Genomic DNA, 23,799 nt, shown 5'->3' with positions numbered 1-23,799 from the left:
TGCCCTCCTAGAGCAGGTAGAACTTCGATTCCACGTCGACGTCTCGCAGACTCCACAGGGTGGGGAGCGTCTCGGAGATCTCATCGTTCGTCTCGTCGTAGCGCCCGGCATCGATCAAGAGACCGTCGCCCGGGCTCCTGTGGTCGCTGTAGAGCAGGTCGGGGTTCTCTTCGGCACGGAGCAGCCACTGTTCGATGATCTCGTCGATCTGCTTCTCAGTCGCGTCCCGCTCGGCCTGACCGGCGGTACGTCCGACCCGTTCGAGCACCTTGTCACAGATGTCTCTGAGTTCTTCCTCGAAGTCCCCGATGGCGGCCGCCGCCTGGTTCGGGCGGGCCTGCGGGATGAGGAGCCGTGCCAACCCTATGACCACGGCGTGCAGGCCCCGGTCGCGTGCTCGAGCCGAGAAGGGAGTCACACTCGTCGCTTCGACCTGCCGGTAGAGCGCCGAGTGATAGGCGGTGAAGCTCTCGTAGTGCGAGCGGTCCCTGGAACGGGCGGCGTTGAAGAGCGTCACCACCAGGCCGGGCCACCTGCGGCCGACACGGCTGGTGGCCTGGATGTATTCCGAGGTCGACTGCGGTTGTCCCATGACGACCATGAGTCCGAGGCGATCGACGTCCACGCCGACGGAGATCATGTTGGTCGCCAGGATCACGTCCACCGCCGGGGCCGGCAGTGACCTCGCCATGTCCTGGAGATGTCGAGGGATCGCGCTGGACGGCTCGCGACTGGTCAGCTCGATGTCCCACTGAATCTCGCGCTTCTTCTCCTGAAGAGCCTGCGCGAGCAGCCCGAGACGGTCGGTGACGTCGTCCTGCACCTGGAGCTTGGCGCCGGCGAGCAGCCGGAGGCTGTTGAAGTAACCCAGAAGCGTCCAGTAGGGATCCCTGGTCCTGTCGTCGGCCTCGATCACGTTCGCGCCGTGCAGCAGGGCGGCGTATGCGCGGACCAAGAGCGTGGTCTGGCTGGTCGCCGGGGCCATCAGGCCCACGTACATCCGGCTGGCCTTGTTCTCCGGACGGGTCTCGACGGAGAAGTAGGAGTCTCGAGCGTCCACGCCCGGCGGCGGGAACTGTCGCACTTCGCGGTCGAAGAGGCTCCGCCCCTGACGCTCGGCGCGGCGGATGGTGGCGGTGGACGCCACGACCTTCGGTCGCTTGGCGGCCCGGTCCACCGTTGCCTCGTACAGTCCTGCAAGAGTTCCCAGAGGACCTGAGATCAGATGCAGCTCGTCCTGAATGATCAACTCCGGCGGAGGTTCCGTGCCGGTGAGGTTGAACAGTGTGGCGGTCTCCGGCCTCCATGGGATGCTCGCGAACTTGTCCGCAGTGGCGATGATGAGAGTCGGGCGGGCGGCATAGATCGTCTCGTCGACCACGTGCACGGGAAGCCCGTCCTTGTACTCACAGGCCTCCGTCCCGCAGGCGATCACCAGACTGTCATTGGTGATCTTGTAGTTGCGAGGGCCGAGGGAGGTCCCACACCACGGACAGGACCGGATCTGGACTGGGTTCTTGTCCTGGACCTCCTCTCGGTTGACGAGCTTCCGGAGGGTCTTCTTGGCGTCGTCGAGGGTGTTGGGGGTGGATCCCTGGCCCACCCACATGCCGATCGAGATCTCGGACCGCGGGCCGAGGTCGGAGGGCTGCGCTCGGCGGAGGTACTCCATGCAGCAGATGAGCAGGGCTGCGCGTTCGAACTGTTGAACGGTGAGGAGGCGCAGGGTGTAGCGCATCAAGACCGTCATGCCGCCGCCGTTGGCCGGATTCCTGAGTCGGCGCAGGAAGACGGTGAAGGCGATCAGCCCCAGGTATGCCTCGGTCTTACCGCCACCGGTCGGAAACCACAGCACATCGGCGATCTCGTGGTCGGGCGAGTCCTTGTCCACGATCCCTCGAAGGGACAGCAGCAGGAAGGCGATCTGGAAGGGGCGCCAGACCCCTGTCGACTCGTCGGGCTCGATGGACGACCGATCCGGGCTGCGCAACCAGTCGGTTCGTGCTCGCTGCATGGCCATGGCCCGGTTGGCGAGTCTGAACGCGCGCATGACCGTCTCATCGGACAGGGCCATGATCCCGGCGTCCATTCGGTCACAGGCTTCTTCGCACAGATCCAGATGCCCGGATGCGATCTCGGCCAGGTCCTGAGGGCGGAGTTCCCGGATGTCCGTACGACGGTCTTGGATCCACGCTCGATAGCCCTGGGTGAGTCCGCGGAGAGCTTCGACGACCTCTGCGGCGGGCGCCGTGGCCAGGTGGCGCATGCCGAGGTGTGCAGTGTCGATGGCGGGATTCGAGTCGGCCAGCCAGAGATCGTACTTCGGGACGAAAGTCGTTCGTATCGAGGAGGCACCGCCGGAGCCCGTCACAGAGTTGACGGCGTTCGCGGTGTATTCCCACTCGACGGCACAGCCGTGACCGGTCGCGAAGGTGGGCGCGTGGCGGTACAGGAGACGATAGGAGTCGAGCTCTTCGTCCCCGTCGGGAGTGCCGGGAGCGGGACGTTCCACGAAAGGGGCCGTCCCTGCGGGGCCCGTGGCGATGAGCCGGGGCTGGAAGAACGCGACACTGTCGCGGTCTGCTCCCTGGGCGACCTTGAACTTGTTCAGCAGGGCCACGGTGACCGAGACGTGTCCCTCGGCATCGACCGGCCTCGTCACCACGACGAGTTCCAGGCCCTCGATGAGCGGCAGCCCTATGCGCCCCGGTGTCAGGAGGGCGATGGACTGCGGTTCGATGGCCTGCGGAACGCGCCGCCAGCGTTCCTCCTCGACCTCTGTGGATCTCTTCTTGACCGGAGTGACCGTCGTCTCCGGAACGTAACGGGCCACGTCGGCGGTGATGGTGACCGTAGGAGTGATCTTGCTGTCGACCGCGAAGGTCATCCCCATGGACGACGGGTATCGGACGTTCGCCATGGCGACCGCAGGGTCGGGGGCCGCGTCGATGTCCGAGTGTTTGCCCTCCAACTCGTCATCGAGCGGAGTCTCCTCGCCGACGAGCTCTTTGATCTGAGGGAAGAGCACGCCTGCGGCGTACTTCGTGATCGGCCGGTCGCCGATCACCTCGACGGCGGAAGGATCGGCCGGTCCGACAAGGTCGACGGACAGCCGGCCGATCAGCTCTGCACGGAATGCGTAATGCTCATCGAATCCGTTACCGCTCATGCCCTCTCCTTGTCGCCCCATACGAAACCGCCCAACCCGTTGATGCGAGGCCGCAGCCATACGCCGAACTCGCCGAGACCCGCGTTGGCTCCGGCGGCTTCGGAACCGACGATCGTCTCGACGGAGTCCACCCGCACGTACTCGATGCGTTGCGGCCACCGACGCACTCGCCACTTCGGACCGACCTTCAGCGTCCGGTGAAGCGCCCAACCGAAGCTCTCGGAGGTGATCCCGATGTGAATACCTTCATGTTGGATCGCATAGCGAGGAGGAGCTTGGTGATCAGACTCGTCCAAGCGGATCAGTGACACCGGAGCGCCATCAGGGACCTTCTCGAAGAGATAGGACTGGATTCGCTCCGGATCACTCAAATAACCGAGAGTTCCCGCAGGATCCTCGGAATGAACGTCGCTACCGCGGACCTCCATCCCGAACCGGCTGTTGCGGTACTTCCCGTAACCGCACTCGGCCCATCTGTCGTCTGCGATCTGTTTGAGATGCGCCTTGGATAGGGAGCTTACGGGTTTGACCCAAAGAAGTCGGTCTCTGGGTCGGGTCATCGCGACGTACAGTGTACGGGCACTTTCAGCCTGATCGACGGGGTCGTCTGAGGCGTCTCCCGGATCAACGACGACTACTTGATCGAACTCCAAGCCCTTGACCCGGTGGATCGTGGACACCACGAGGTTCGTCTGCGCCTGTCGTACGAGCTCGTCCGGAACCGTTCCTCGAGCAAGGTTTCTTCTGACCGCATTCAGATCCAGTGCCGCTCGGTTGTGAGGACTCCCGTCGACCCTCTTGATCAAGTCCCATGCGAGATCGGCGGTCAGTTCGTCCCCAAGTCGGGTGGACTCCAACAGATTCATGACATCCGCACGGGATGGACGCGGCCAATCGAATCGAAGGAAGATCTCCGCCACCCATTTTGGTATTACCCTGTCCTGGGCTGCTCGCTGAAGACGGTGCGAAACTCCGTGTCGATGAAACTCCCGGGAGATCAGCAGAGCCTCTCCGTTGTTACGACACAGGACTGCGGTAGGAGAGGTCACCTCTTGGAGGACCGGGACGGCGTCGGTCAGACTGCCCAGGTAGCCGCCCTCATGTGCGAGCAACTCGGTCCGCAGGTTCCGCTGAATGGCCCTGTAGTCCGCGTCCGGTAGCCCAAGGGGAGGTCCGAAAGCCCGCGCCACTTGCGCTTCCGCTGTGCGAGCGCGGAAGTTCTCCGTCAGTGAGGCTTCGATCAAGTCACCGTCGTACGCGCCGCGGATCCATTCGTACAGCGCAGCAGCACCTCGGATGCGTTCCTCTCTGTTCTTGATTTGAAAGCTGTAGATCCCCTGGGCGGGGTCTCCCAAGAGAGTGAAACCGCCATCGACCTTCTCCATGACCGCCTTAACGAGATCAGCTCGTTCTTCGACGAGGTCCTGCACCTCGTCGACGACCACATGCCGAAGATCCTTGAGCAGGTCGGAGGCGTCCTCGCTTTTTCGTATCAGGTCGGTGGCGGCTCGAATCCGCCCATCGTAGTCGGTCGACTGCCAACTCCCGTCGGGATCGGTCTCCGCGAGGACCCAGGTCGCATAGGAGTCGAAGGTGCGCACATCGACGTCCTGAGCGTAGCCTCCGTGAACCGCCAGCCGGTCACGGATCTCCCGTACGGCGGCCCGGGAGAAGCTCAGCACCAGAAGGTCGGCGGCTTCGAGCCCTTCTTCTTCCACCAGGTAGACCAATCGATGGATCAGGCAGAAGGTCTTGCCGCTGCCCGCTTCCGCCGTGACCAGCGTTCGAGCCTCCCAGGGCTGTTGGGCGATCTTGAGCTGCTCGGCGGTCAGAACCGCTCGGTCCGTCATGTTCATGACTGCTTCCACAGGTAGTCGAACTGCCGGAACGCGAGTTCCTCACCGTACTGCGCGATGTTGTCCGCAACGTTGATGATGAGACACTCCTCCTTGCCTCCGTTGCGCGGCCCACGCAGACCTCGCCCGATCATCTGTTGATAGACGTTGGGGCTGTAGGTGGGACGCGCGACGATGACCGCGCGGGTGGCGGGCGCGTCGAAGCCTTGGGACAGGACACCATAGTTCGTCAGAACTCGGATGTTTCCGTGCTTGAAACGGTCGATCGTGTGGCGCCGGACCCCGATGTCCATGTCTCCCGAGACGGAACTGGCCGATATCCCTTTTCGGTTCAGCAAGGCCGCCATGGTCCGCGCATGGTTGACGGATGTGGCGAAAAGGAGTACGGGCCAATCGCTCGGCAACGACTCGACCTGCCGGAGAAGCGTCTGATTGCGTCGAGTGTCCCTGCCCAATCGCTCCTCGGCGCTCGCCGGCAGCCGGCGCAGCTTCTCCAGGTTCTCCCGTTCGGCCGCATCGAGCTGGAGGTCGGCGCCTTTGAGCTCCGTGTGCCTCACACGTGCGAGCACTCCCAGGTTCTGCAGTGTGAGATAGGGGTTTTCACCGAGGATCGAACTGCCGTCCCGGTCATAGTCGAGTCGGTTCCTGCCATAGCGAGCGGCCAACCGATCGCTTTCCTCCTCGCTGCCACGGAAGGCGGTGGCGGTGAGTCCGATCAACGGGCAGCGTGTGCGATGGGGCGTGAGTCCCATCGCGCTGAGCACCTGGGTGTACCGAGAGCTGATCGAAGTGTGGGCTTCGTCCACGATGACCGCTTGGGCGTTGCGAAGCCACTCGTACGCATCGGTTTCAATGATCTTCTCGAGCTTCGCGTCGGTGGCGATGACCAGATGGAACCCGCTCGTGACCGGGTCGGCCTCGTTGCCCGACCATAGCCGGCTGATCGTGAGTCGTTGCGCGGGCCCGGTGGCGCGCCAGACGAACTGCCAGGTCTGAACGGCCTGCTCGCAGAGCTCTTCGGTCTGCGCGATCCAGAGGATCGGAGTCGACGACCTCTCCTCGCGCAGCGTTCGCATGGTCCGGATGATCGCTTCCACCGCCACCCGGGTCTTGCCCGCACCGGTCGGCAGGCTGAGCATCCCCCGCAACGGGGGCCTGCTGCGCAGTACCTCCGCCAAACGCTCGACCATGCGTTCCTGGTAGTCGTGAAGCGGAGGGAAGTCCACCGGACCCTCAACGGTCACCGTCGGGTCGAGCGACGGTCTGCTGAAGCCGGCGAACTCTGCAGAGAAGCCGAGGTCGGTGACGAAAGTGCGGGCCTGATGGCCACCGGCCATCTGCGAGGGAAGGGTGAAGCCCGCTTCTTCGAGTTCGGGTCGGTACTCGCGGAACAGCCCAGAGCCGTGAACGGACAGCGCGAGTTCGGCGATGGTGCGGTCGTCGGCCTTCCCTTCCTCCTCTTCTACATGGTCGACGAGGCCCTCGGGCAGCTTCTCCTTGATGACCGAACTCGGCAACATCGTCCTCAACCTGTCGGCGTCGTCCTTCTGTCGCCGTACATCGACGATGCGTTTGGTCTTGCGCGCCTCCTCACGGTGGCGCAGGACCTGCTTGCAGCGTTCCTCCGAGAGACCGAGCCCCAGCAGCTTGTTGATCTCCCGCAGCAGCATGAGATCGTCGTCATCGCCCAGGTAGTAGACAGTCTCCTCGTCACGACCGATTTGGAGAGGACGTGAAATCCGGCCCTTGGGCGTTCGGATGAGCTCTTCCAGCTCGCTGCATCTAAGCAGCGAGAGACCCTTCAGCGGCCGGTTGGAGAGGTGCCGTAGCTGGAGATATACGTCCTCCAGCGGGGTCGGCGCTCCGGCGGGAACGGTCCGAAGTTCGGTGACCAGGGCCTCCCCGTAGGGCTTCAGACCCCAGCCCTCCGTCAGGCGAGCAGCCGCCTCGGCGTCCGGTGCCAGGATGGCCGGTACGTCGTGAGCGATCAAGCGTTCGTACTGGCCGCGATCTGCCGCCACCGCCACCTCGGCAGGACCATGGACCTGCCACCCGTCACGTGTACGGCACCGGATCTCCGAGGGCGCGGACAAGTCGGTCTCGGCCAGTGCATAGAAGGCTCCGAGCCACTCGGCGTCCTCGCTCTGAAAAGCCTCTTCGAGGAAGACCCGCCATAGTTCACCGGAGATTTTTTCGATCTTTTCGGGCAATGAAAGTGTGGTGGCGAGTGCAGCCTCTACCTCGACCACCGGCAAAAGCCGACCATACTCTTTAAGGCCGAGTCCGACGCATTGCTTGACCGGACGGAGACCGCGGGTCGTGGGTACCATTCCATGACGTCTGGCCATCCAGACGAACGGAGACTGAACGACGGCTCCCCGATCATGGCGTCGTGTCTTCGCATAGACCTTCCAGGTCGACTCCAGACCGACCGAAGGAATGGCCATGAGGAATCGCGATCTCGCTTGGGGGCTCAGCCGAGGTAGCATTCCCAACGGACCGGCAGGGGCAGGCCCTTCCATTACGATGTTGTGCTCTTGGGGCCTACTGACATCCGCCGGAAGAGTCTTGTAGTAGGCGCCGATCGCCTGTTCTCGATATTGAGAGAACCATCTCTCCGACGAAGGGTCGACTGCCACGCGGGGGCCGTCCGTCATACCCAAGGCCTCGAGCATGCCGATGTCAGGCCGATGGAATTCTGCGTCAACGACGACTGTTACATCCTCCTCACTCCCCGCAGGGATCACTCGGCCTGGAAGGAGACACTCCGAAAGAGGCCGAAAATCACCTCTTCCAGTGCGGACTCGGAGGGTCTTGTTGTCAATCCTCTGTTCCGTCAGATGACGGACTGCCTGGTCGGCACCGGCCGATCGCGCCAGCGCCCAGAACCGTTCCCAGTCATCGTTTCCATAACCATGGAATCTCCTGCGGACGAGAGCGGCGAAACGTCCGAGCGAATCCGCTTCACGGATGCCGAGCACGCTCAGCGCCCACCCGGCGGCAGGATCCTCGTTCAGTTCCGGGTCGACGAAGGTGAGGTCACCGGTATCGAAATCCAACGGCGTGCGCCGGAACACCGTATCGGCCAGCGGCTCCACCATAATGCCGTCCTCAGTGCGCAGCACTCGAGCGAGCCTTGCCTCGTCCGCAAGAGGATGTCCTTGATGCACCATGTCTGCGACGATCGACAGCGCGACCGCAGAGGCCCCAGCCGACCCGTCCGAGACCAGCGCCTCCAACCAGAACTTCACTTTCGCAGGCCCTCGCCCGGCCCGCTCGAGGATGATCTCGGCTCGGGACCTGCGGGTCGTCTCCTCGACCGAGTGATGACACCAGTCGATCGGACGCCCCGGATAACCCGCCCAGCGGTCCAACCACTTCTTGTCGAGCCTCTCAGGGTGAAGCTTGATCTCTGCCGGGCGGCGGAGAACACCTTCCTGGTCCGGAAGCGACGGCATACGGGCGGCCGTCCCATAGACCAGTTCGGTGAGCATATCGTCGGCCCAGTTACGAGCTTCTCTTCCTCTGGCGGTGATCAGGGCCAGGTATCGCGCCGGGTCCTCGGGCGTAGCGAGAGCAGGGAGCGATTCGACGATGAGTTCGGCCGCCACCCGCATGAGCTCCTCATTGAACGAGTTGCTCTTCAACAGGTTCTGGCGATCCTCGTTGGTCTTCCATGGCGCATTCAGCACACCGCGCAGCGTGGTCGCGTAGGTGGTGGGGAAGAACGCCCAGAACTCACCGGGTCCCTGCTGCCCCTTGACGGGGACCGCCCAGGCCAGCGGAATCCTGTCGCGATCGTGGTACTCCCCCGCTTCTCGCCTGGCCCGAGCAGTAGGAGTATGGATCTTCTCGAAGACCATCCACTCGGAGGTCTCGGTCTTTCCTCCCTCATCAGTGAAGAGCATCCGCATATCACCTTCACCGCGCACATAGATCTCCCTGCGCACGATGCTCTTCGGGTCACGTCGATCTTCAAGGATCACCTCCCCCACATGAGGGGAGAAGATCACGAATTTCGCAGGAAAATCCTTGATGTCCCGCGCCAACCGATCCGAATGGCCGTCACGCAGTGGAAGTCGGATCACCGTAGTCGCCCACTTCGCAAGTTCGGCCAGGACGGGATCGGACCTCTGCTCTTCCGCCGGGTCGAGGAGGTGAGCGATCCGAAGCACCGGCGTCGGCCCGGTACCGGGGACTCGTTCACGAATCTGTTCCTGCGACCTAGCCGCGTCCCACCCGAACGATCCGCTTCGGCTGAAGAACTGAGGCCAATCGGAAATGCTCAGTACTGACTTGAACCCCAGTCCGAATCGACCGATCTCGGTCCCCCGCTTGCGTGAGAGGTGAGAGGCCAGGATCGTCTCGGCGCCTTCCGGCGTGATCGGCGTTCCGAGATTCGCGCAGTAGAGCGCGTCTCGGGTCAGGACCACCTGGATCCCGCCCCCTGGTTCCTTCTGCAGCTCGTCCGCACCGTTCTGGACGAGCTCATAGAGCTGGCGGTGACCGTATCCGCCCTGGGTGGTCGATCGCTCGATGTTGGCGTGCTCTTCGATCAGCGTGGGGTTGGCCACGTACGATCGAAGGCATCGTTCGGACTGGTCGAGCACGACTCTCGACACCGCGCTCTCTCGCCCCTCCCAGGGACGCGTAGCCGAGAGATCTTGCGAAGTGGCCACAGGGCACGGCTCCTTCCAGGGGGACGGCCATGGACCGGACGGAGAACATAGCGATGCCCACTGACAGTGTCGCTTGATCAGACGGCGATGCTGCGATGTCGTAGGCTCTCCCGCTCCTCACTTTATGTAAGAAGCGTTGGTCACAGGCGCTGAACCTCTCAACGAGAGGCTGATGCAGACAGTGAATCGATACTGTGTTCGGGTCTGAGCGTCAGGGTGGCGGTGACCTGGCCCCAGGCCGAGTTCATGCCCGACAACGAACAGGATTGAGAGGTCACTCCTCCAGCTTCGCCAACCGGTAGAACCCAGGGGCGAGGTCCTGGTCCTCTTCGTGAGAGCGGATGAGCCAGCCCTCTTCGATCAGCTCACGGATGTCCTGGCGCCAGGTCGGGGCGCCGGCGACCCGCTCCAGTTGCTGTGGACTGGCCGGCCACGGGCTCAAGTGCAGTAGGTACTCGAGGATTCGCTCCTTGGAGGTCTTGCCCTTGATCGCCTTGATGACCTCCTCGTCGCGGGAGACCTCCTCTCCGAGCTGGTCCGCGACGAGCCGGTACTGGTCCTTCTGCATGTCCGCCGACCAGGTACCGCTCTCCACCTGCCAGCCGAACGGTATGCGCAGTTCACGGATGCGTCGAGTCCAGGCCTGGATGGCGGCCACGCCCTCGAGGGCGTCGGCTTCGACGGGTTGTCCCGCATGGGCTCGCAGATAGGCCAGCAGTGCCGTGCGCGCCGATCCGAGCAGTGCTTGACGTACCCGTCCCGACGCTTCACGTGCATCGGCTTGCAGCCGACCGAGTTCCGCCGCCGCTTCGAGCCACTGAGCTGCGGTGAGTCCTTCGCGCGGGACACCGCGCACCGCTTCGAGGGCGCTCTCCAGCGCACGCTCGATCCCGTCCAGTTCCTTCTCGTACGACCGCGGCGACGACGTCATACCCCTCATAGCTCCTCAAGGACCGGCTGATAGGCCATCATCCCGATGCAGCCCCCACCACGCCAACGGATCACAGAGTTGTGGCACAGGACGCAAGGGGGACACCCCGGGATCGCATCTTGCGGGTCATGCCTCCCCCGAGGGACAGGTGATCAAGTACGGTTCGGAGCATGACGGCCGCCTTCGCTCCCGAGCTCCTCGGCTGGCGCAGACCGAGGGGTGGTAAGCGACCCGTTCCGAATTGTGCCGACTCCGACAGTGCCCAGTCCGTGATCCTGGCCGAGGGGATGCTTAGAGAGCTGGGGCTGGTGCCCAATGACGACCGGAAGGTCCCCACGGACCCGGGGCCGGTACTGGAGGAGCACGTCCGCCGGCACCTGACCGAGGCCCTTCCTCACCTGAACTCTCATCGGGCCTGGCAGGTGCGCCGGGGAACCTTGATCACCGACTTCGCCCAGTACGCTCATCTGCGCCGCGTCGATGAGTTGGTGCGCGACAGCGCAGAGCTGCGGATCACCATCGGCCAGGACTACTTGATCAAGCCGGACGTGACGGTGGGCATCGTGGATCTGGCGGTGTTGGGCTCGGAGCCCTTTCTGCACGGTGCAGTGTCGTGCAAGTGGACCATCCGTTCGGACCGCGTGCAGAACATCCGCCACGAGTGCAACCAGATGATCCGGCATCGGCGTGGACGCCAGCCGCATCTGGTGACCGTCACCGCCGAGCCGCTCCCCAGCCGGCTCGCTTCGATCGCTCGCGGCACTGGCGAGGTCGACGCCGTCTACCACATCGCCTTCGACGCCTTGGACGCCTCCGTGCGCGTCCATGGGAACAGCGCGCAGAAGGACGCATGGGAAGAGTGCGTGGAGCAACGCAGGCTCTTGAGTTACAAGGAGTTGCCCGAAACCCTTGCCCAGTGGTGAACTCCCGCACCGGCTCACCACCGAACCGACGGTCCGTCCCTGCTCCCGGCAGGCGCCGAGGGTGTCAGAAGAGGCGGTCGGATTCGACCTCGTCAGTGCGTTCAGGGTCGAAGGCAAGGTTGTAGACGTGTTCGGCGATGGCCTTGCCGAGCCCCGGAGGGACTGCGTTGCCGATCTGCCGGCCCACCTGGATCTTGCTGCCTTCGAAGATGAAGTGGTCGGGGAACGACTGCAGCCGCGCGGCCTCGCGATGAGTGATCGGGCGGTCGGCGGTGGGGTGCAGGTAGCGCCCCTTCTCCGGCTTGTAGAACTCGGTGCGAATGGTGTAGCTGGGCTTGTCCCACCACAGACGCCCCATCACGTCGGTGGTGCCGGTCGGTTTGTTCTTCCAGCAGTCCGGCAACAGGTCGGGGCGGTTTTTCGCAAGGTCGAAGCGGTTGCCGCCCTCGGGGATGGCCCGGTATCTGTCCAGTGACTTGGCGGTGGGGTTGCGCCGGAAGTGCAGTAGTTGGTGTCCCCGCTCGTCGTAGCCGATGTCGGTGTGCTCGGGGTAGGCGGGCAGGTCCGCGATGGTGTCCCGCAGGGTCACGTACGGTCTCTTGTCGGGGGAGCCGGGACCGTGGGTGGGCGGAGGTGGCCAGGGAACCTGCGGGACGCCGCGGACGGCGACGAAGATGCCGCGTCGGCGTCGCTGGGGAACCCCGTAGTCGGCGGCGTTGAGGACGCTGTAGCCGTAGCCGTACTCTTTCAGTTCCGGGTCGGTGTGCATCAGCTGCAGTAGCCGCGCGAACTGGGCGGACTTCTGGAACTCCGGAACGTTCTCGATCACGAAGGCCCGCGGCTTGATCTGGTGCACGGCCCGTAGATACTGCTGCCACAGCTCGTTGAGCTGGGCACGGCTCACGTCGTCGCGGTCGCGCCCCAGTGGGCTGAAGCCCTGGCAAGGCGGCCCTCCGATGATCACATCGGCGGATGGGAAGGCCTCGACGTCTTCGATCGGGCCCGAGTGGACGTGGCAATCGAAGTTGTGCTTGAACGTGCGCGCCGCCGCATCGTCGATCTCCACCGCGAACACCGGTTTGAAGCCCTTGCCGGCCAGTTCAAAGCCCAGGCTCAACCCGCCCGCTCCCGCGAACAGGTCGACCGTGCGGATGACTCCCCTGGCCATGCCACCTCCGTGACGGGACTACGCTGATGTAACTATAGGTGTCCAACGTGGTCGGCTTGCCGGTGATGCGGCGGTGACATGGACAGCCGTACTCGACCAGTCATACACCCGTGTGATGACACAATCGCCACCACGTTCGAACTGTGGGCGCCCGATGGCACCGCACATCGCTTCGGAAGCGAAGGTCCGCTCAGTGTGCTGCGGCTGTTCGAGCACGTCACCTCGGCCTGGCGTTCCCCGAAGACCGCTCCGAGCCCGCTGGTAGCACCGATCGCTCCGCGCGGCGTGTCGATCATCCGTACCGTGGAGACATGTCGGTTGCTCGTCCTACCAAGGCCTCTAGTCCGGGTGTTCGCCGCAGCATGCAGAGCAACAAGAGCCGCGACACCAAACCCGAGATGGCTCTGCGCCGGGCGGCCCACGCGCTGGGCCTGCGCTACCGGGTGTCCGCGCGCCCGCTGGCGGCGATCCGCCGCACGGCCGACATGGTCTTCACCAAGGTCAAGGTGGCCGTCTTCCTGGACGGCTGCTTCTGGCACGGTTGTCCCGAGCATCACACCAAGTCGGCGACCAACGCCGAGTACTGGGCCGAGAAGGTGCAGCGGAACCGGGATCGGGACGCCGAGACCGATCGCCTGCTCGCCGAAGCCGGATGGCTGGTGATCCGAGTCTGGGAGCACGAAGATCCCATCGAGGCCGCCGAGCACATTGCCGAGCAGGTCCACGCTCGGCGCAATCGACCGCAACCGACACAAGCCGGAAGATGAGGAGATCGCCGGAGGCGCCTCTCAACGAACTCGTGGATGGTCGTCGGTGAGCCGACGGCTCGATCGTTGGTCACGGCCGTGCGGTGCAACTCGTGGTGCGTGCGATGGTCGTCGGCGACCAACGGATCACGGGTTCGACACCTACGGCGCCCACAGAGAGCTTCACGGAGATCGGCTCCGCGTGACACGAGCGGCACCAGGCTGTGCTTGCCGTCGAGCCTCGCCTCGTGCGGTGAGCCTGCCGAGTGCTGCTGCACTGTCACGCCTGGGGTGCGATTGCGGGCGCTCTCCACGGTCACTGTCCTCCCAACAGCAGAGCACAGAACGTGCCCCTGGATGCCACAGGAGTTCGGGTCCACAGACCGGCGGCCGAGCAGCCAGACCTGAACCGTTCCGCCTCAGTTGGAAGCTGAGGCGGAACGTCACTTCATGACCTCCCCGTTACCGACTGCCACCTGTTGCTCGCCAGCCAGAGCGGCCCGGCGACTGCACCGACATCATCCAGGCCCGCTGTTCTGGCCCGGTCGGCCTGCTCGTATCAAGGTCGCCGATGCACATCCTGGCCAGTGCTGGCCACCAGTGCCCCTGGGCTACACAGACCGGCGGCAGACAGTGACACCGCTGCACTACTTCGCAAACATCCTCGCAGCGGTTTGAGCAGGTCACGCGCCACATAGCCACGCGCGCTCCTCGAGGCACACTCCGGACAGGACACGGCATCGCTCATCTGAGGAAACGGCACGCACTCGCCCATCGCCGCCACCTCGCCGACCTCGTGCAGACGGCTACGACCCTGCTCTCGCACCGATCAGCCACAAGCCACGCGGCCAACTGAGCAGTGTTGCACAACGTCCGCTCCTCTGCAGCCGACACTACACCGGCAGCCATGCACAAGATCGTTAGCTTAGGACAAGCCGGACTTGATCTTCCTCCCTGATTGAGGAGACGCACTTGTCCCTGCCGACGACGACCGCCGACGACGTTCTCGTCCTGTTCAACGTCACCCCACAAGCTCGAGCCGAGTTCGACAAATGGGCCAACGGGTCCCGCAAGCACACCGTGGTTCCCCATGTCCTGGCCCACCGCACCCGAGTCCTCTATCAGATCGAGCCGGAGGACATCGAACGCGTCCGAGACCTGCAGGACCCTGAGCAGCACGCGTTGGGCGATATCAAACGTCAAGAAGGCGAGCAGATCGGAGCCGTCGTGGACTGGGAGCCCGACTACGCCTTCGTACACGTTTTCCACTACGCGCTCGAGACGCTCGGCCAAGTGCCCACCTGGCAGAGGTTCCGTCATTTCTGCCACGACGAAGCCAAGGCCAGACAAATGCTCTGGGAGCCTGCACAACAGCTTCGAGGCGAACTGAACAAGCGTGGCTGGAGTCACGAGCAGATATACAAATCCGTGAGATGGCGTGTCGGGAACTCCTACTACTCCTTCCTACGGGAGATCCACGTCATCGCATCGCTTCGCCGACGAGGCGTGGACGTTCGATTCCACCCTCTCGCCGATGCGCTGTTCCGCGTGGATGCCTGGTGGGGCCGCACCGTACTGAGCTTGTACATCGGCAATCCAAAGTACAAGCAGGGTGAAAGCCGAGGACGCAAGCCGCGCCCCGAGAGCATCTTGGCCACTGCTTCTCCACCGTTCTCCTTCGAGACGATCGAGCTCCCACCCGCCGATAAGTTCGGGATCGTGCATTTGGCCAGGCCGAGCCATATTCGCGAGGTGGGAGACCTGCTGAAACGGCAGTACGGCAAGGCGGGCGCGCGCTCACCGGGCCATCCCGGGATCACATGACCGACCGCTGTGAAGGTTCTGTGAACCGCGCACTGCGGCGTGAAGTCGGGATACCGCTTCAGTGGTGGTCATCAGAGGCACCGCTTGGGTTGGTGCGAAGGCAGTTCCGAGCAAGGGATCTTCGTCGCCCAGAGTATAAGTGCGGCCATGTGGCCATAGGCCGACCATGAGGCCGGCAAGATTGTAGCTGTCGGCCGACTGGAGCGCTTGGAGGACTACGTCGGAGTCTGCGCCTGGGGTGGCGAACCAGTAGGTGCGGGAGTTCTTTCTGGGGTCTCCTCGGAGCAGGTCGGAGTTGGTGATCTCTGCTTCGGTCATCCAGATCTCGGTCTCCAGATGTTCGATCGCGTCTTCGAGGAGCTCGCACACCTGCAGTCGCGGGAAGAACGATCGCCAGGGGACGTCGTCGACGTGGTCGCCGAAGAGACGGTTCAGCTCGGCGCGCCCGATCACCACTTTGAACCGGTCCGATCCGGTGTCGAGCAGTTCGACGAGGACGGCGCGCAGGAAGCCGGCGGCGCCCGTCCCGGTGATGCCGGCGCCGGCCGGATGTCCGAGCCTCCATGCCAGGGCGGCCGGATCCGCTGCCTCTGACGGCCTGGCACCGGCCTGGTGAGCGCTGCATGGACAGCGGCCGTGCGACTCCAAGCCGCTGGTGGCCGTCGGGGGCCTTCGCCACAGCCGGTTCCGCGAGCAGGCTTCCGCCCCCGAGGACGAAGCGGCCCGCATATATGCATAGATCGTGCAGAGACCGACCAAGCCCCCTCCCAGGATCAGTGCGGCAAGGCCGGGGCGCGAGGAAACCGAATGCAGTCTTGCCACCACAACCCCCAGAGTTGAGCAAGATGAACCATTCAGGCCGACGTGACACCGACCGGCGCCGTCGAATCCGGGCGAGCGGTCCCGCGACCGGATCGGCACGTCAACTTGACTGTGGATCACCTCTGCCGTCTTCACCTTGGAGCGATTCGAACGGTCGTGAGACTAGGAAGGTCTCGATGGTGTTGTCAACCACACGGAGAAGCTTCCATCATGTGTACTGAATCGAAGACGAACACAGGAAAGGACACACATGACGAACGAGGCACTTCGCGAGGAGGAGGGAAAGCCCGACAGAAATCCCGACCTGGCGGACAAGATCGATCTATTGTTCAAGACCATCTATCCGGCGAACCGCGGCCCCTACTCCTTGCAGGAGGTCGCCGATGGCATCGAACGGCTGACCGGGGAGAAGGTCTCGCATAACACGCTATGGAAGCTTCGCACCAGGAAGTCGGACAATCCGACCAAGCGGGTCCTGGAAGGGCTTGCCGCATTCTTCGGCGTCAACCCGGGCTACTTCTTCGACGAGAACGTCGGGGATGAGATGAAGAGCCAGATCCGGCTCCTGGGCATGCTGCGGGACACCGGAGTGCGCGGTGCCCAGCTCCGGGCGTTCTTCGAGCTGTCCCCGGAAGGTCAGGAACTGGTGGCAGAGATGATCATCAGGACGGCCCGGCTTGAACAGTCGGCCCGAAGCTCGGCCAGCGGCACCGACCGGCGGCAAGCCTGATGTCGTCGCCATGCTCGATACGAACGGCCGGCCAAGACATGCTCCGGCCCCGTCGGAAGATACCTTCTCCCAGCCTTCCCCGGTCAAAGAAATGGAAAGCACCGGCATACCAAGGTCAAGTACTCGTCGGCAGAGGCTTTTCGCCAGTAGCCTCCGCATCGCCCACGCTCAAGGGACCAAGGGGGTGGCAAAGTCGCGAGGATCCCGAAGGTCGAAGACCCTGACCGGCAGATGCACCGACCTCATCGCGCGGCTGCGACGGCATGAGGTGATCCCCTCACCGTTCGACGCCGAGCAGTTCATCAACCGCCTCCAGGACTGGCGTGGTCGCCGGATCCGGCTGGAGCCGATCTCTCTCGAACGGGCCACACCCGACCTCCCGTGCGGCGCCCTGATAGAGACGGCCACTACCGATTACATCCTCTACATACCCGGCGCAACGCCTCTCCATCGAGAGCACATCATCGTTCACGAGGTCGCGCACATGCTCTTCGAGCACGAAAGCGGCCTGACAGCCCTCGAACTCGGTTCGGCCTTATTCCCCGGTCTCGACCCCCGGCTGGTCCGGCAGGTCCTCGGCCGAGCCTCCTACACCACCGACGAGGAATGCGAAGCGGAGACCTTCGCATCCCTGCTCATCGGAGATGCACGCCGAACACCGCCACCGCCTGATGCCACCGACCCCGGCTCTCCGGTGCTCGACCGGGTCGAGGTCGCTTGGGGACGCCCCAGCGGGCGGCCACGGTGAACCACCTCTACTACCTGCTCGCAGCCACGTGCTGGACAGCAGCGGCCTACAAGGCACGCGACCTGCGCAGGGCCCCGGCATCACCGGCTCTGCAGGGCACATGCCTCACCCTCGGCCTCCTGGGACTGGCCTTCCTTGTCTTGGCCGACTCCTCCCGAACCGTCATCGATCGGGTGGCCGGGGTAGAGGACCTGGCCCGGTGGGTCGGTAACAGCTGCACTCTAGCCGCCGGCTGCAGCATCCAGATCGTCCTTGCCCACTTCACCCGCGCCCCTGGCTCACCGGCGCCGGACATCAGGCCACGGATCGCCCTGCTGGCGGGTGCAGTGATCCCGATGGGCGTGCTCATGCTGACCGAACAACCCCCCGACTGCACGGACTTCGTCAACGTTCACGCCCACAGGGGACCTGTCGTCGCCTACCTGCTGATCTACCTGTCGTACCTGGGCCTCGTCATGGCCGACGCCCTGCGCCTGTCGTGGCGGTACGCGCCGCATGCCGGCAGTGGGCCATTGCGGCTGGGGCTGCGGCTGATCGCCGTCGGGAGCTCGCTGGGGCTGCTGTACTGCCTCTACAAGGCCGCCTTCGCGCTCTGCCGCTTCTGGGGGCTGCCCACCATCGGCACCGAGGGCGTCGTCGGGCCCGCCCTGGGTCTCCTGGCCGCGCTCCTCATCGTCGCCGGTCTCACCGTGGGCGCATGGGGCGCCGCGCTGACCGAGCATCTTCAGCGGTGGCGCTCTTACCGGAGGCTGGAGGCGCTGTGGAGGCCGCTGGTCCAGGCAGTGCCACAGGTCGTCCTCCCGACCGAGCAGCAGGGAGTGGCCGAGAAGCTGTACCGCCGTGTCATCGAGATACGCGACGCGCAGCTGGCCCTGAGCCCCTACCGAGACGATGCGTTCGCCGTACAGGCTCGCCGAGCCGCCCAGAACGCAGGACTCACCGGCCAGGATCTCGAAGCCGCGGTCGAGGGGACAGTGCTCGCCGCAGCCCTGGCGGCCAAACGCCTCGGCAGGCGGAGCAGCGATGCAGTCCTCACTGACATGAAAGACCAAGTGGGGCCTGACCTGGCCAGCGAAGTGGCATGGTTGGAGAAGGTCACCGTCGCCTTCATCTCCCCGCTGGTGCCGCCTTCGCACGTGGCCGACAGCCGAGCAACCGAGGCCACTGGAAGGTGACACGTGTCCGATCTGACCACCACCGAGGCCGACCACCGGATCAGCGTCGCCGCCGGACGGCAGGCGCGCACGGCCCGTGCCGTCACCGAGCTCTTCGCGCCCTGGGTCTTGATCATCAGCCTGTTCCTGGCCGTCGGATGGAGCACCGGCGAACGGGGGGTGGCCTGGGGCCTGCTGGGGGCGGCGTTCGCCAGCATGGGGCCGATGACGGTGATCGTGGCCGGCGTCATCGTCGGCCGGTACACCGATCACCATCTGACCACGCGGGAGCAGCGCGTCATTCCCCTCGTGCTCTCACTGATCATGGTCGTCACCGGCATCTTCGTACTTCACGTTCTGAACGCGCCGGCGGACGTCCTGGCCGTCGAGGCGGCGATGCTCGGCGGCCTCGTGGTCACCGCTCCGATCACCGCCCTCTGGAAGGTCAGCTTCCACACCGGTGTGGCCTCGGCTGCCGTCACCATCCTGGCGATCGTGTACGGGCCCGTGCTGATCGCCCTGTCGCCAATAGTCGTCCTGATCGGCTGGTCGCGCGTCAAGCTCGCCCACCACACGCCCCTTCAGGTGCTGCTGGGCGCCCCCATCGGCACGCTGGCCGCCACCGTCCCCTTCCTGCTCGTACGCTGAGTCGTTTCCGCGCTGCTCCAGAAGGTCTGCGAACCGGCGGGGGCGGCGGTCGGCTCGGGCACCGGAGCGGCCACATGGCACTGATCCGACGTAGCCGCCGGCCCCCTTGGACCGGCCTCGTGGAAGTCCGAAGAGCCCGCTGATCTGAGCGTCTCTCCGTACGAGCACCGGCCGGGTGCAGCAGCCGGTCCAGGTGTCGGTGGGCCCGCATCACCGAGAGGCCGAGCAATGAGGCGGCTGTAACCTCCTCCATATCCTCGACACCGCCAGGCGATCATCCGCATTGAAGGCCTCAGATTCGTGGAGACAGGGAGTTAGGAGAATCCCGCCAAATCACCATACGTGAAGACACTCTTCCTGCCCGTGCCCTGGCGACACGGATGAAGATTCCCGTACGCCCATAGTGGCGATCTCCTCGTGCGCTATGGCAGGCTTCTTCCAGAGCGTAAACCGAGTCAACTGACGCCACGGACCGCATGCAGGCCTCTACCGAACGGCCTGTCCGCATCGTCCACCGAAAGGAAAGCAGGATGATCCGTTACTTCCTTCTTCTGGAGGCGCACATTCATGAGCACCGATACAAAGCAGGAATCGACCCATAGCAGGACAGGTCTCTCGGGAGATGAACCGGCCCTGAATTTCCGGGGAAAGCCTCCCATTCGCACCATTGCCAACATCCCGGGCGCCCCGACCATCGGTCGGCTGCAATGGATCCGGCATCGGGGACGAGCCATCGACCGGTATCCAGCGCAACGGCGGTGCCATGGGATCGGCCATGCCACGGGCCGGGAGAACCGAACACCATGTTGCAGCCGCCCCCGCGCCGGAACGCAGACGCGCCGTGCGCCTTCTGGCGGACCGAAGCGGCGGAGGCTTTCGTTCAGGGTCATCACACCTGGCATGCCTTCGGCGGCGGTCGACGGACGCGGGCGATGGCCCGCCCTGGATCCCGCCAGCCGCGACGGATGGACGCCCCGGCCACCTGGCCGGCGAGGCCCGAGCACCATCCATGGGCGTACTCGTTCTCTCCCTGGTCACCCTTCCTCACCTGTGGGCGGAGACCTGCCGCTGCGCGGAGCAAGTAATGCTCCATATGGTCGATGTGCCCCTGGGCCAGCGCGGCCCAGGGCTGTGGATATCTCCTCACCCGAGCAGGCGGGGCGAGGAGATGGACCGAGCGCGGTCCGTTCCCACAGTGCGAGGTGCCGATGACGGCCAAGCACAACGGCATGGGCCGCCAGGGGCACCGGCGGCGTCGGCAGAAGGAGCCGCGTTCGCGCGGGGTGCGAGTGCCGTTCACCGAGGCGGAGTACGCGGCGGTGTGCGCAGCCGCCGAACGGCAGCAGATGGCGGTGGCCGCCTACGCCGGCCAGGTGCTGGTGGCGGTGGCCGAAGGCGCCGATCCGCCGCAGTGGACGCCGCTGCGGGAGCTGATGGGCCAGGTGATCCGGGCGGCCGAGCAGGTCCGCCGGATCGGCAACAACCTCAACCAGGCGGTGGCGGCGCTGCACGCCCTCGGCCGGCCCACCGGCGCGCTGGAGGGATATGCGCGGGTGGCGTCGGCGGCGGTGGAGAACCTGGACGAGCTGGCCGAAGAGATCCGCAGGCGGCTGCCATGATCGGATCCATCGAGCGAATAGTCGACGTGGCCGCCTTGATCGAGTTCCTGTTCGGTCCAGGCGAGGGCGAACGACACGAGAACCCGCGGCTGGTCGGCGGATACCCCGACCTCTTCCTGGAACCGTTCCTTGAGCCGGAGCCACGTGCCGACGGCAGCTGGGACTGCGGCTTCCTCATCCGGACGCTGCAGCCGCCCAAGGACCGCGACGACCTGGTGGCCGAGCCGATCTGGCACTGCGAGCTGCGGACCTGGCCCGGCGAGGGAGTGCTCAGCGACGACGAGTGGGGCCAGGTGGCACTGGAGGTGGCCATCCAGAACGGAGTGGCCATCGATGACGAGGACCATGCGTCCATCGCGCCCTGGACCGCCATCCGGCATGCCGAGGATCACATTCACATCGTGATGTGCCTCTACGGTTTCGAGGGCCGGCAACTGTACCTGTCACGCGACCGGCTGCAGGTCCCGCACGCCTGCGCGATCGTCGAGGACCGGCACCGGCTGTGGGCCCGCCGGCTCCGGTCGCTCGACGAACGCCACCTGGACGACGAAAACCCGGACGACCCGGCGGCACGGTGATCGCCAAGGTACTGCGCGGACGCCGCGTCCAAGGGGTGATCCGCTACCTGTATGGACCGGGCCGCCACAACGAGCACCGCAACCCGCATATCGTCGCCGGCTTCGATGCCCCGGCAGCGCTGGAGCCCGCCCTCCGGCCGGACGGCAGCCGCGACTTCCGGCGACTGGACGCCTTGCTCACCCAGCCGCTGGCCCTGCTCGGGGAACGGAACCATGCGCGGCCGGTCTGGCATCTGCCGGTCCGCGCCCACCCCGACGACCCGGTCCTGTCCGATGAGCAGTGGGGCGACATCGCCCGGCAGATCATGCACCACGTCGGATTGGCTCCGGACGGAGATCTGGAGGCGGTCCGGTGGATCGCGGTCCGGCACGCCGACGACCACATCCACATCGTGGCCACCCTGGCCCGCCTGGACGGCACCCGCCCCGACGTATGGAACGACGGCTACCGCATCCGCGCCGCCTGCCAGGCGGTCGAGGAGCGGTACGGACTGGTCCGCACCGCACCGGCGGACCGGACCGCGGCCCACCGACCCAAACGCGGCGAGACCGAAAAGGCCCACCGCCACGGCCGCCCAGAGCCCTCCCGTACCGTGCTACGCCGCCACGTACAGACCGCCGCAGCCGCCGCCTGCAACGAAGCGGATTTCTTCGCCCGGCTCGCCGAGGACGGCGTCCTGGTCCGAGTCCGGTTCAGCCGCCGCGATCCGGACCAGCGGACCGGCTACGCGGTCGCCCTGCCCGGCGACGTCAACCGGTCCGGACAGCCCATTTGGTACGGCGGCGGAAAACTCGCCCCCGACCTCACCTTGCCCAAACTCCGCCCCCGCTGGACCGCCCGTCCGGACCACGGTCCGCGCACCGGTCCGCAGTCCGCGGACTACCATCCGGTAACCGGACGGCACCTGTCCCCCCGGACCGCCCGGACCGTTCTGCGGACGATGGTCCGCCAGGCCGCGGACCGGTCCCGGACCACCGAGGAGTTCTTCGAACATCTACACAGGACCGGGGTACTCGTCCATCACCGCTTCAGCACGCTCCATCCCGGTCAGATCACCGGCTACGCCGTCACCCTGCCTGGCCATACCGGCCCCGACGGGCGGCCGGTCTGGTACTGCGGGGGCCGACTGGCCGACGATCTCACCCTGCCCGCCCTGCACCGCCGCTGGACCACCGGCCCACCCCACGGTCACCCGAACCAGGAAACCCCTGACCTAACGCTCCTGGAACGCCAAGCGATCTACGAGGACGCCGCCCGCGCCACCGCCTACGCCACCGCCCAGGTCCGCCGCCACCTCGCCACCAACCCACACGCCGCCAGCGACGCATGCTGGGCTGCCTCCGACATCCTGCACATCGCCGCCAAGGCCACCGGCAACCCACACCTCCGCAAAGCCGCCGACACCTACGACCGCGCCGCCCGCACCCCCTACGCCCGCATCCCCCGTCCCACCCCCGCCGGCGACGCCCTCCGCACCACCGCACGCGTTCTCGCCATGACCGGCGCCCTCGGCGACCCGACCACCACCACGGTCATGACCCTGATCACCCACCTGATCACCTTCATCGACACCATCGCCCAGCTCCGCCAGGCCCAGCACCACGCAGCCCAAGCCACAGCGGCCCACTCAACACGCCACCACCTCGATCACGCCAACGCCTCCCCCCAGAACCCCACTCCATGGCTTACTGAGCCCGACCGCGCACCGACACTCCCCCAACCCGCAATGGCCAACTTCCCAATACCGTGGGCTCCGCCCAGCCCGACAACCATCGCCTCCCGCCGGAAATCGACGCCATCCCAAAGCCAGGACAGACGCCACGGGCCATCGCGGTGAACCACCTGCGGCGGAGGACACCACACGGCAGCGGTTGCCCTCACCGGCCTTCCTTACGGGGACTGTCTGAAAGTCTGTGGGTGAGGCGGTGATCAGCTTTCAGTTCACGGTGATGCGGTCACCGTAGTGCAGCGACAGGGCGTTCAGCGCGGCCTTCCAGCCGGGCGTCCTGCCGGTCACGTTCGGCCGGTTCTTCAGCGGCTGGCGGATGACCAGGTAGAGGACCTTGAGCGCGGCCTGCTCGGTGGGGAAGTGCCCGCGTCGGCGGGTGGCCTGGCGGAACCGGGCGTTCAGGCTCTCGATCGCGTTGGTGGTGTAGACGATCTTGCGGATCTCGGCCGGGAACGCCAGGAACGGAATGAAGGA

Annotated in this window: 17 protein-coding genes; 10 read left to right on the top strand and 7 right to left on the bottom strand. The window is 65.3% G+C overall.

The window, feature by feature from the left end:
* Window positions 1-7 precede the first annotated feature (7 nt).
* The 4 genes from C4U03_RS38700 to C4U03_RS38685 form a co-directional block, all read right to left on the bottom strand.
* The gene (locus C4U03_RS38700) at window positions 8-3,169 is read right to left on the bottom strand and encodes a helicase-related protein (RefSeq protein WP_103944779.1); all 3,162 of its coding nucleotides are present in this window, start codon (window positions 3,167-3,169) and stop codon (window positions 8-10) included.
* Window positions 3,166-5,025: a UvrD-helicase domain-containing protein gene (locus C4U03_RS38695; protein WP_103944778.1), complete on the bottom strand. Its 1,860-nt coding sequence runs from the start codon at window positions 5,023-5,025 to the stop codon at window positions 3,166-3,168. Before C4U03_RS38695 ends, C4U03_RS38700 begins: the two co-directional genes overlap by 4 nt.
* A complete protein-coding gene (locus C4U03_RS38690; RefSeq protein WP_146087695.1) occupies window positions 5,022-9,599 on the bottom strand; it encodes a DEAD/DEAH box helicase in 4,578 nt (1,525 codons plus the stop codon). The genes C4U03_RS38695 and C4U03_RS38690 overlap by 4 nt, the downstream gene beginning before the upstream one ends.
* Before the next feature lie 379 nt (window positions 9,600-9,978).
* Window positions 9,979-10,635 carry a hypothetical protein gene (locus tag C4U03_RS38685; protein ID WP_103944776.1) on the bottom strand — a complete coding sequence of 219 codons (657 nt, stop codon included), beginning with the start codon at window positions 10,633-10,635 and terminating at the stop codon, window positions 9,979-9,981.
* 170 nt (window positions 10,636-10,805) lie between these two features.
* Here C4U03_RS38685 and C4U03_RS38680 point away from each other — a divergent pair, with 170 nt between their 5' ends.
* On the top strand, window positions 10,806-11,558 hold the full coding sequence (locus C4U03_RS38680; RefSeq protein WP_103944775.1) for an NgoMIV family type II restriction endonuclease: 753 nt from the start codon (window positions 10,806-10,808) through the stop codon (window positions 11,556-11,558).
* A 64-nt stretch (window positions 11,559-11,622) separates the two neighbouring features.
* Here C4U03_RS38680 and C4U03_RS38675 read toward each other — a convergent pair whose 3' ends face one another.
* Complete coding sequence (locus C4U03_RS38675) at window positions 11,623-12,726, bottom strand: DNA cytosine methyltransferase (RefSeq protein ID WP_103944774.1); 1,104 nt, start codon at window positions 12,724-12,726, stop codon at window positions 11,623-11,625.
* A gap of 311 nt (window positions 12,727-13,037) precedes the next feature.
* Here C4U03_RS38675 and C4U03_RS38670 point away from each other — a divergent pair, with 311 nt between their 5' ends.
* Window positions 13,038-13,493, top strand: coding sequence for a very short patch repair endonuclease (locus C4U03_RS38670; RefSeq protein WP_268817586.1), 456 nt, complete (start codon window positions 13,038-13,040; stop codon window positions 13,491-13,493).
* A 951-nt stretch (window positions 13,494-14,444) separates the two neighbouring features.
* Complete coding sequence (locus C4U03_RS38665) at window positions 14,445-15,296, top strand: hypothetical protein (RefSeq protein ID WP_103944772.1); 852 nt, start codon at window positions 14,445-14,447, stop codon at window positions 15,294-15,296.
* Here the strand turns inward: C4U03_RS38665 and C4U03_RS40230 are convergent.
* Window positions 15,270-16,253 carry a hypothetical protein gene (locus tag C4U03_RS40230; RefSeq protein WP_146087694.1) on the bottom strand — a complete coding sequence of 328 codons (984 nt, stop codon included), beginning with the start codon at window positions 16,251-16,253 and terminating at the stop codon, window positions 15,270-15,272. The two genes, C4U03_RS38665 and C4U03_RS40230, sit on opposite strands and share 27 nt — an antisense overlap.
* Window positions 16,254-16,368: 115 nt before the next feature.
* Here C4U03_RS40230 and C4U03_RS38655 point away from each other — a divergent pair, with 115 nt between their 5' ends.
* From C4U03_RS38655 to C4U03_RS38625, 7 genes are all read left to right on the top strand, one after another.
* A complete protein-coding gene (locus C4U03_RS38655) occupies window positions 16,369-16,848 on the top strand; it encodes an XRE family transcriptional regulator (protein ID WP_103944770.1) in 480 nt (159 codons plus the stop codon).
* Window positions 16,849-17,116: 268 nt separating this feature from the next.
* A complete protein-coding gene (locus C4U03_RS38650; RefSeq protein WP_103944769.1) occupies window positions 17,117-17,596 on the top strand; it encodes a ParH-like protein in 480 nt (159 codons plus the stop codon).
* Complete coding sequence (locus C4U03_RS38645; protein WP_103944768.1) at window positions 17,566-18,771, top strand: MAB_1171c family putative transporter; 1,206 nt, start codon at window positions 17,566-17,568, stop codon at window positions 18,769-18,771. Before C4U03_RS38650 ends, C4U03_RS38645 begins: the two co-directional genes overlap by 31 nt.
* A gap of 3 nt (window positions 18,772-18,774) precedes the next feature.
* Window positions 18,775-19,398: a phosphatase PAP2 family protein gene (locus tag C4U03_RS38640; protein WP_103944767.1), complete on the top strand. Its 624-nt coding sequence runs from the start codon at window positions 18,775-18,777 to the stop codon at window positions 19,396-19,398.
* Between the two features lie 1,208 nt (window positions 19,399-20,606).
* Window positions 20,607-21,017: a hypothetical protein gene (locus C4U03_RS38635; protein WP_146087693.1), complete on the top strand. Its 411-nt coding sequence runs from the start codon at window positions 20,607-20,609 to the stop codon at window positions 21,015-21,017.
* Window positions 21,014-21,595 carry a hypothetical protein gene (locus tag C4U03_RS38630; protein WP_103944765.1) on the top strand — a complete coding sequence of 194 codons (582 nt, stop codon included), beginning with the start codon at window positions 21,014-21,016 and terminating at the stop codon, window positions 21,593-21,595. The genes C4U03_RS38635 and C4U03_RS38630 overlap by 4 nt, the downstream gene beginning before the upstream one ends.
* Window positions 21,592-23,433 (top strand): relaxase/mobilization nuclease domain-containing protein, encoded by a 1,842-nt coding sequence (locus tag C4U03_RS38625; RefSeq protein WP_103944764.1) that lies wholly within the window; start codon window positions 21,592-21,594, stop codon window positions 23,431-23,433. Before C4U03_RS38630 ends, C4U03_RS38625 begins: the two co-directional genes overlap by 4 nt.
* A 99-nt stretch (window positions 23,434-23,532) precedes the next feature.
* Here C4U03_RS38625 and C4U03_RS38620 read toward each other — a convergent pair.
* A partial coding sequence (locus C4U03_RS38620; protein ID WP_200827770.1) for a transposase occupies window positions 23,533-23,799 on the bottom strand: 267 nt, incomplete at its 5' end.

The organism is Thermomonospora echinospora (assembly GCF_900108175.1).
Classification (GTDB): Bacteria; Actinomycetota; Actinomycetes; order Streptosporangiales; family Streptosporangiaceae; genus Thermomonospora; species Thermomonospora echinospora.
The sequence above is the reverse complement of the archived record's forward strand: the minus strand, read 5'-3'. Positions and strand labels throughout refer to the sequence as shown.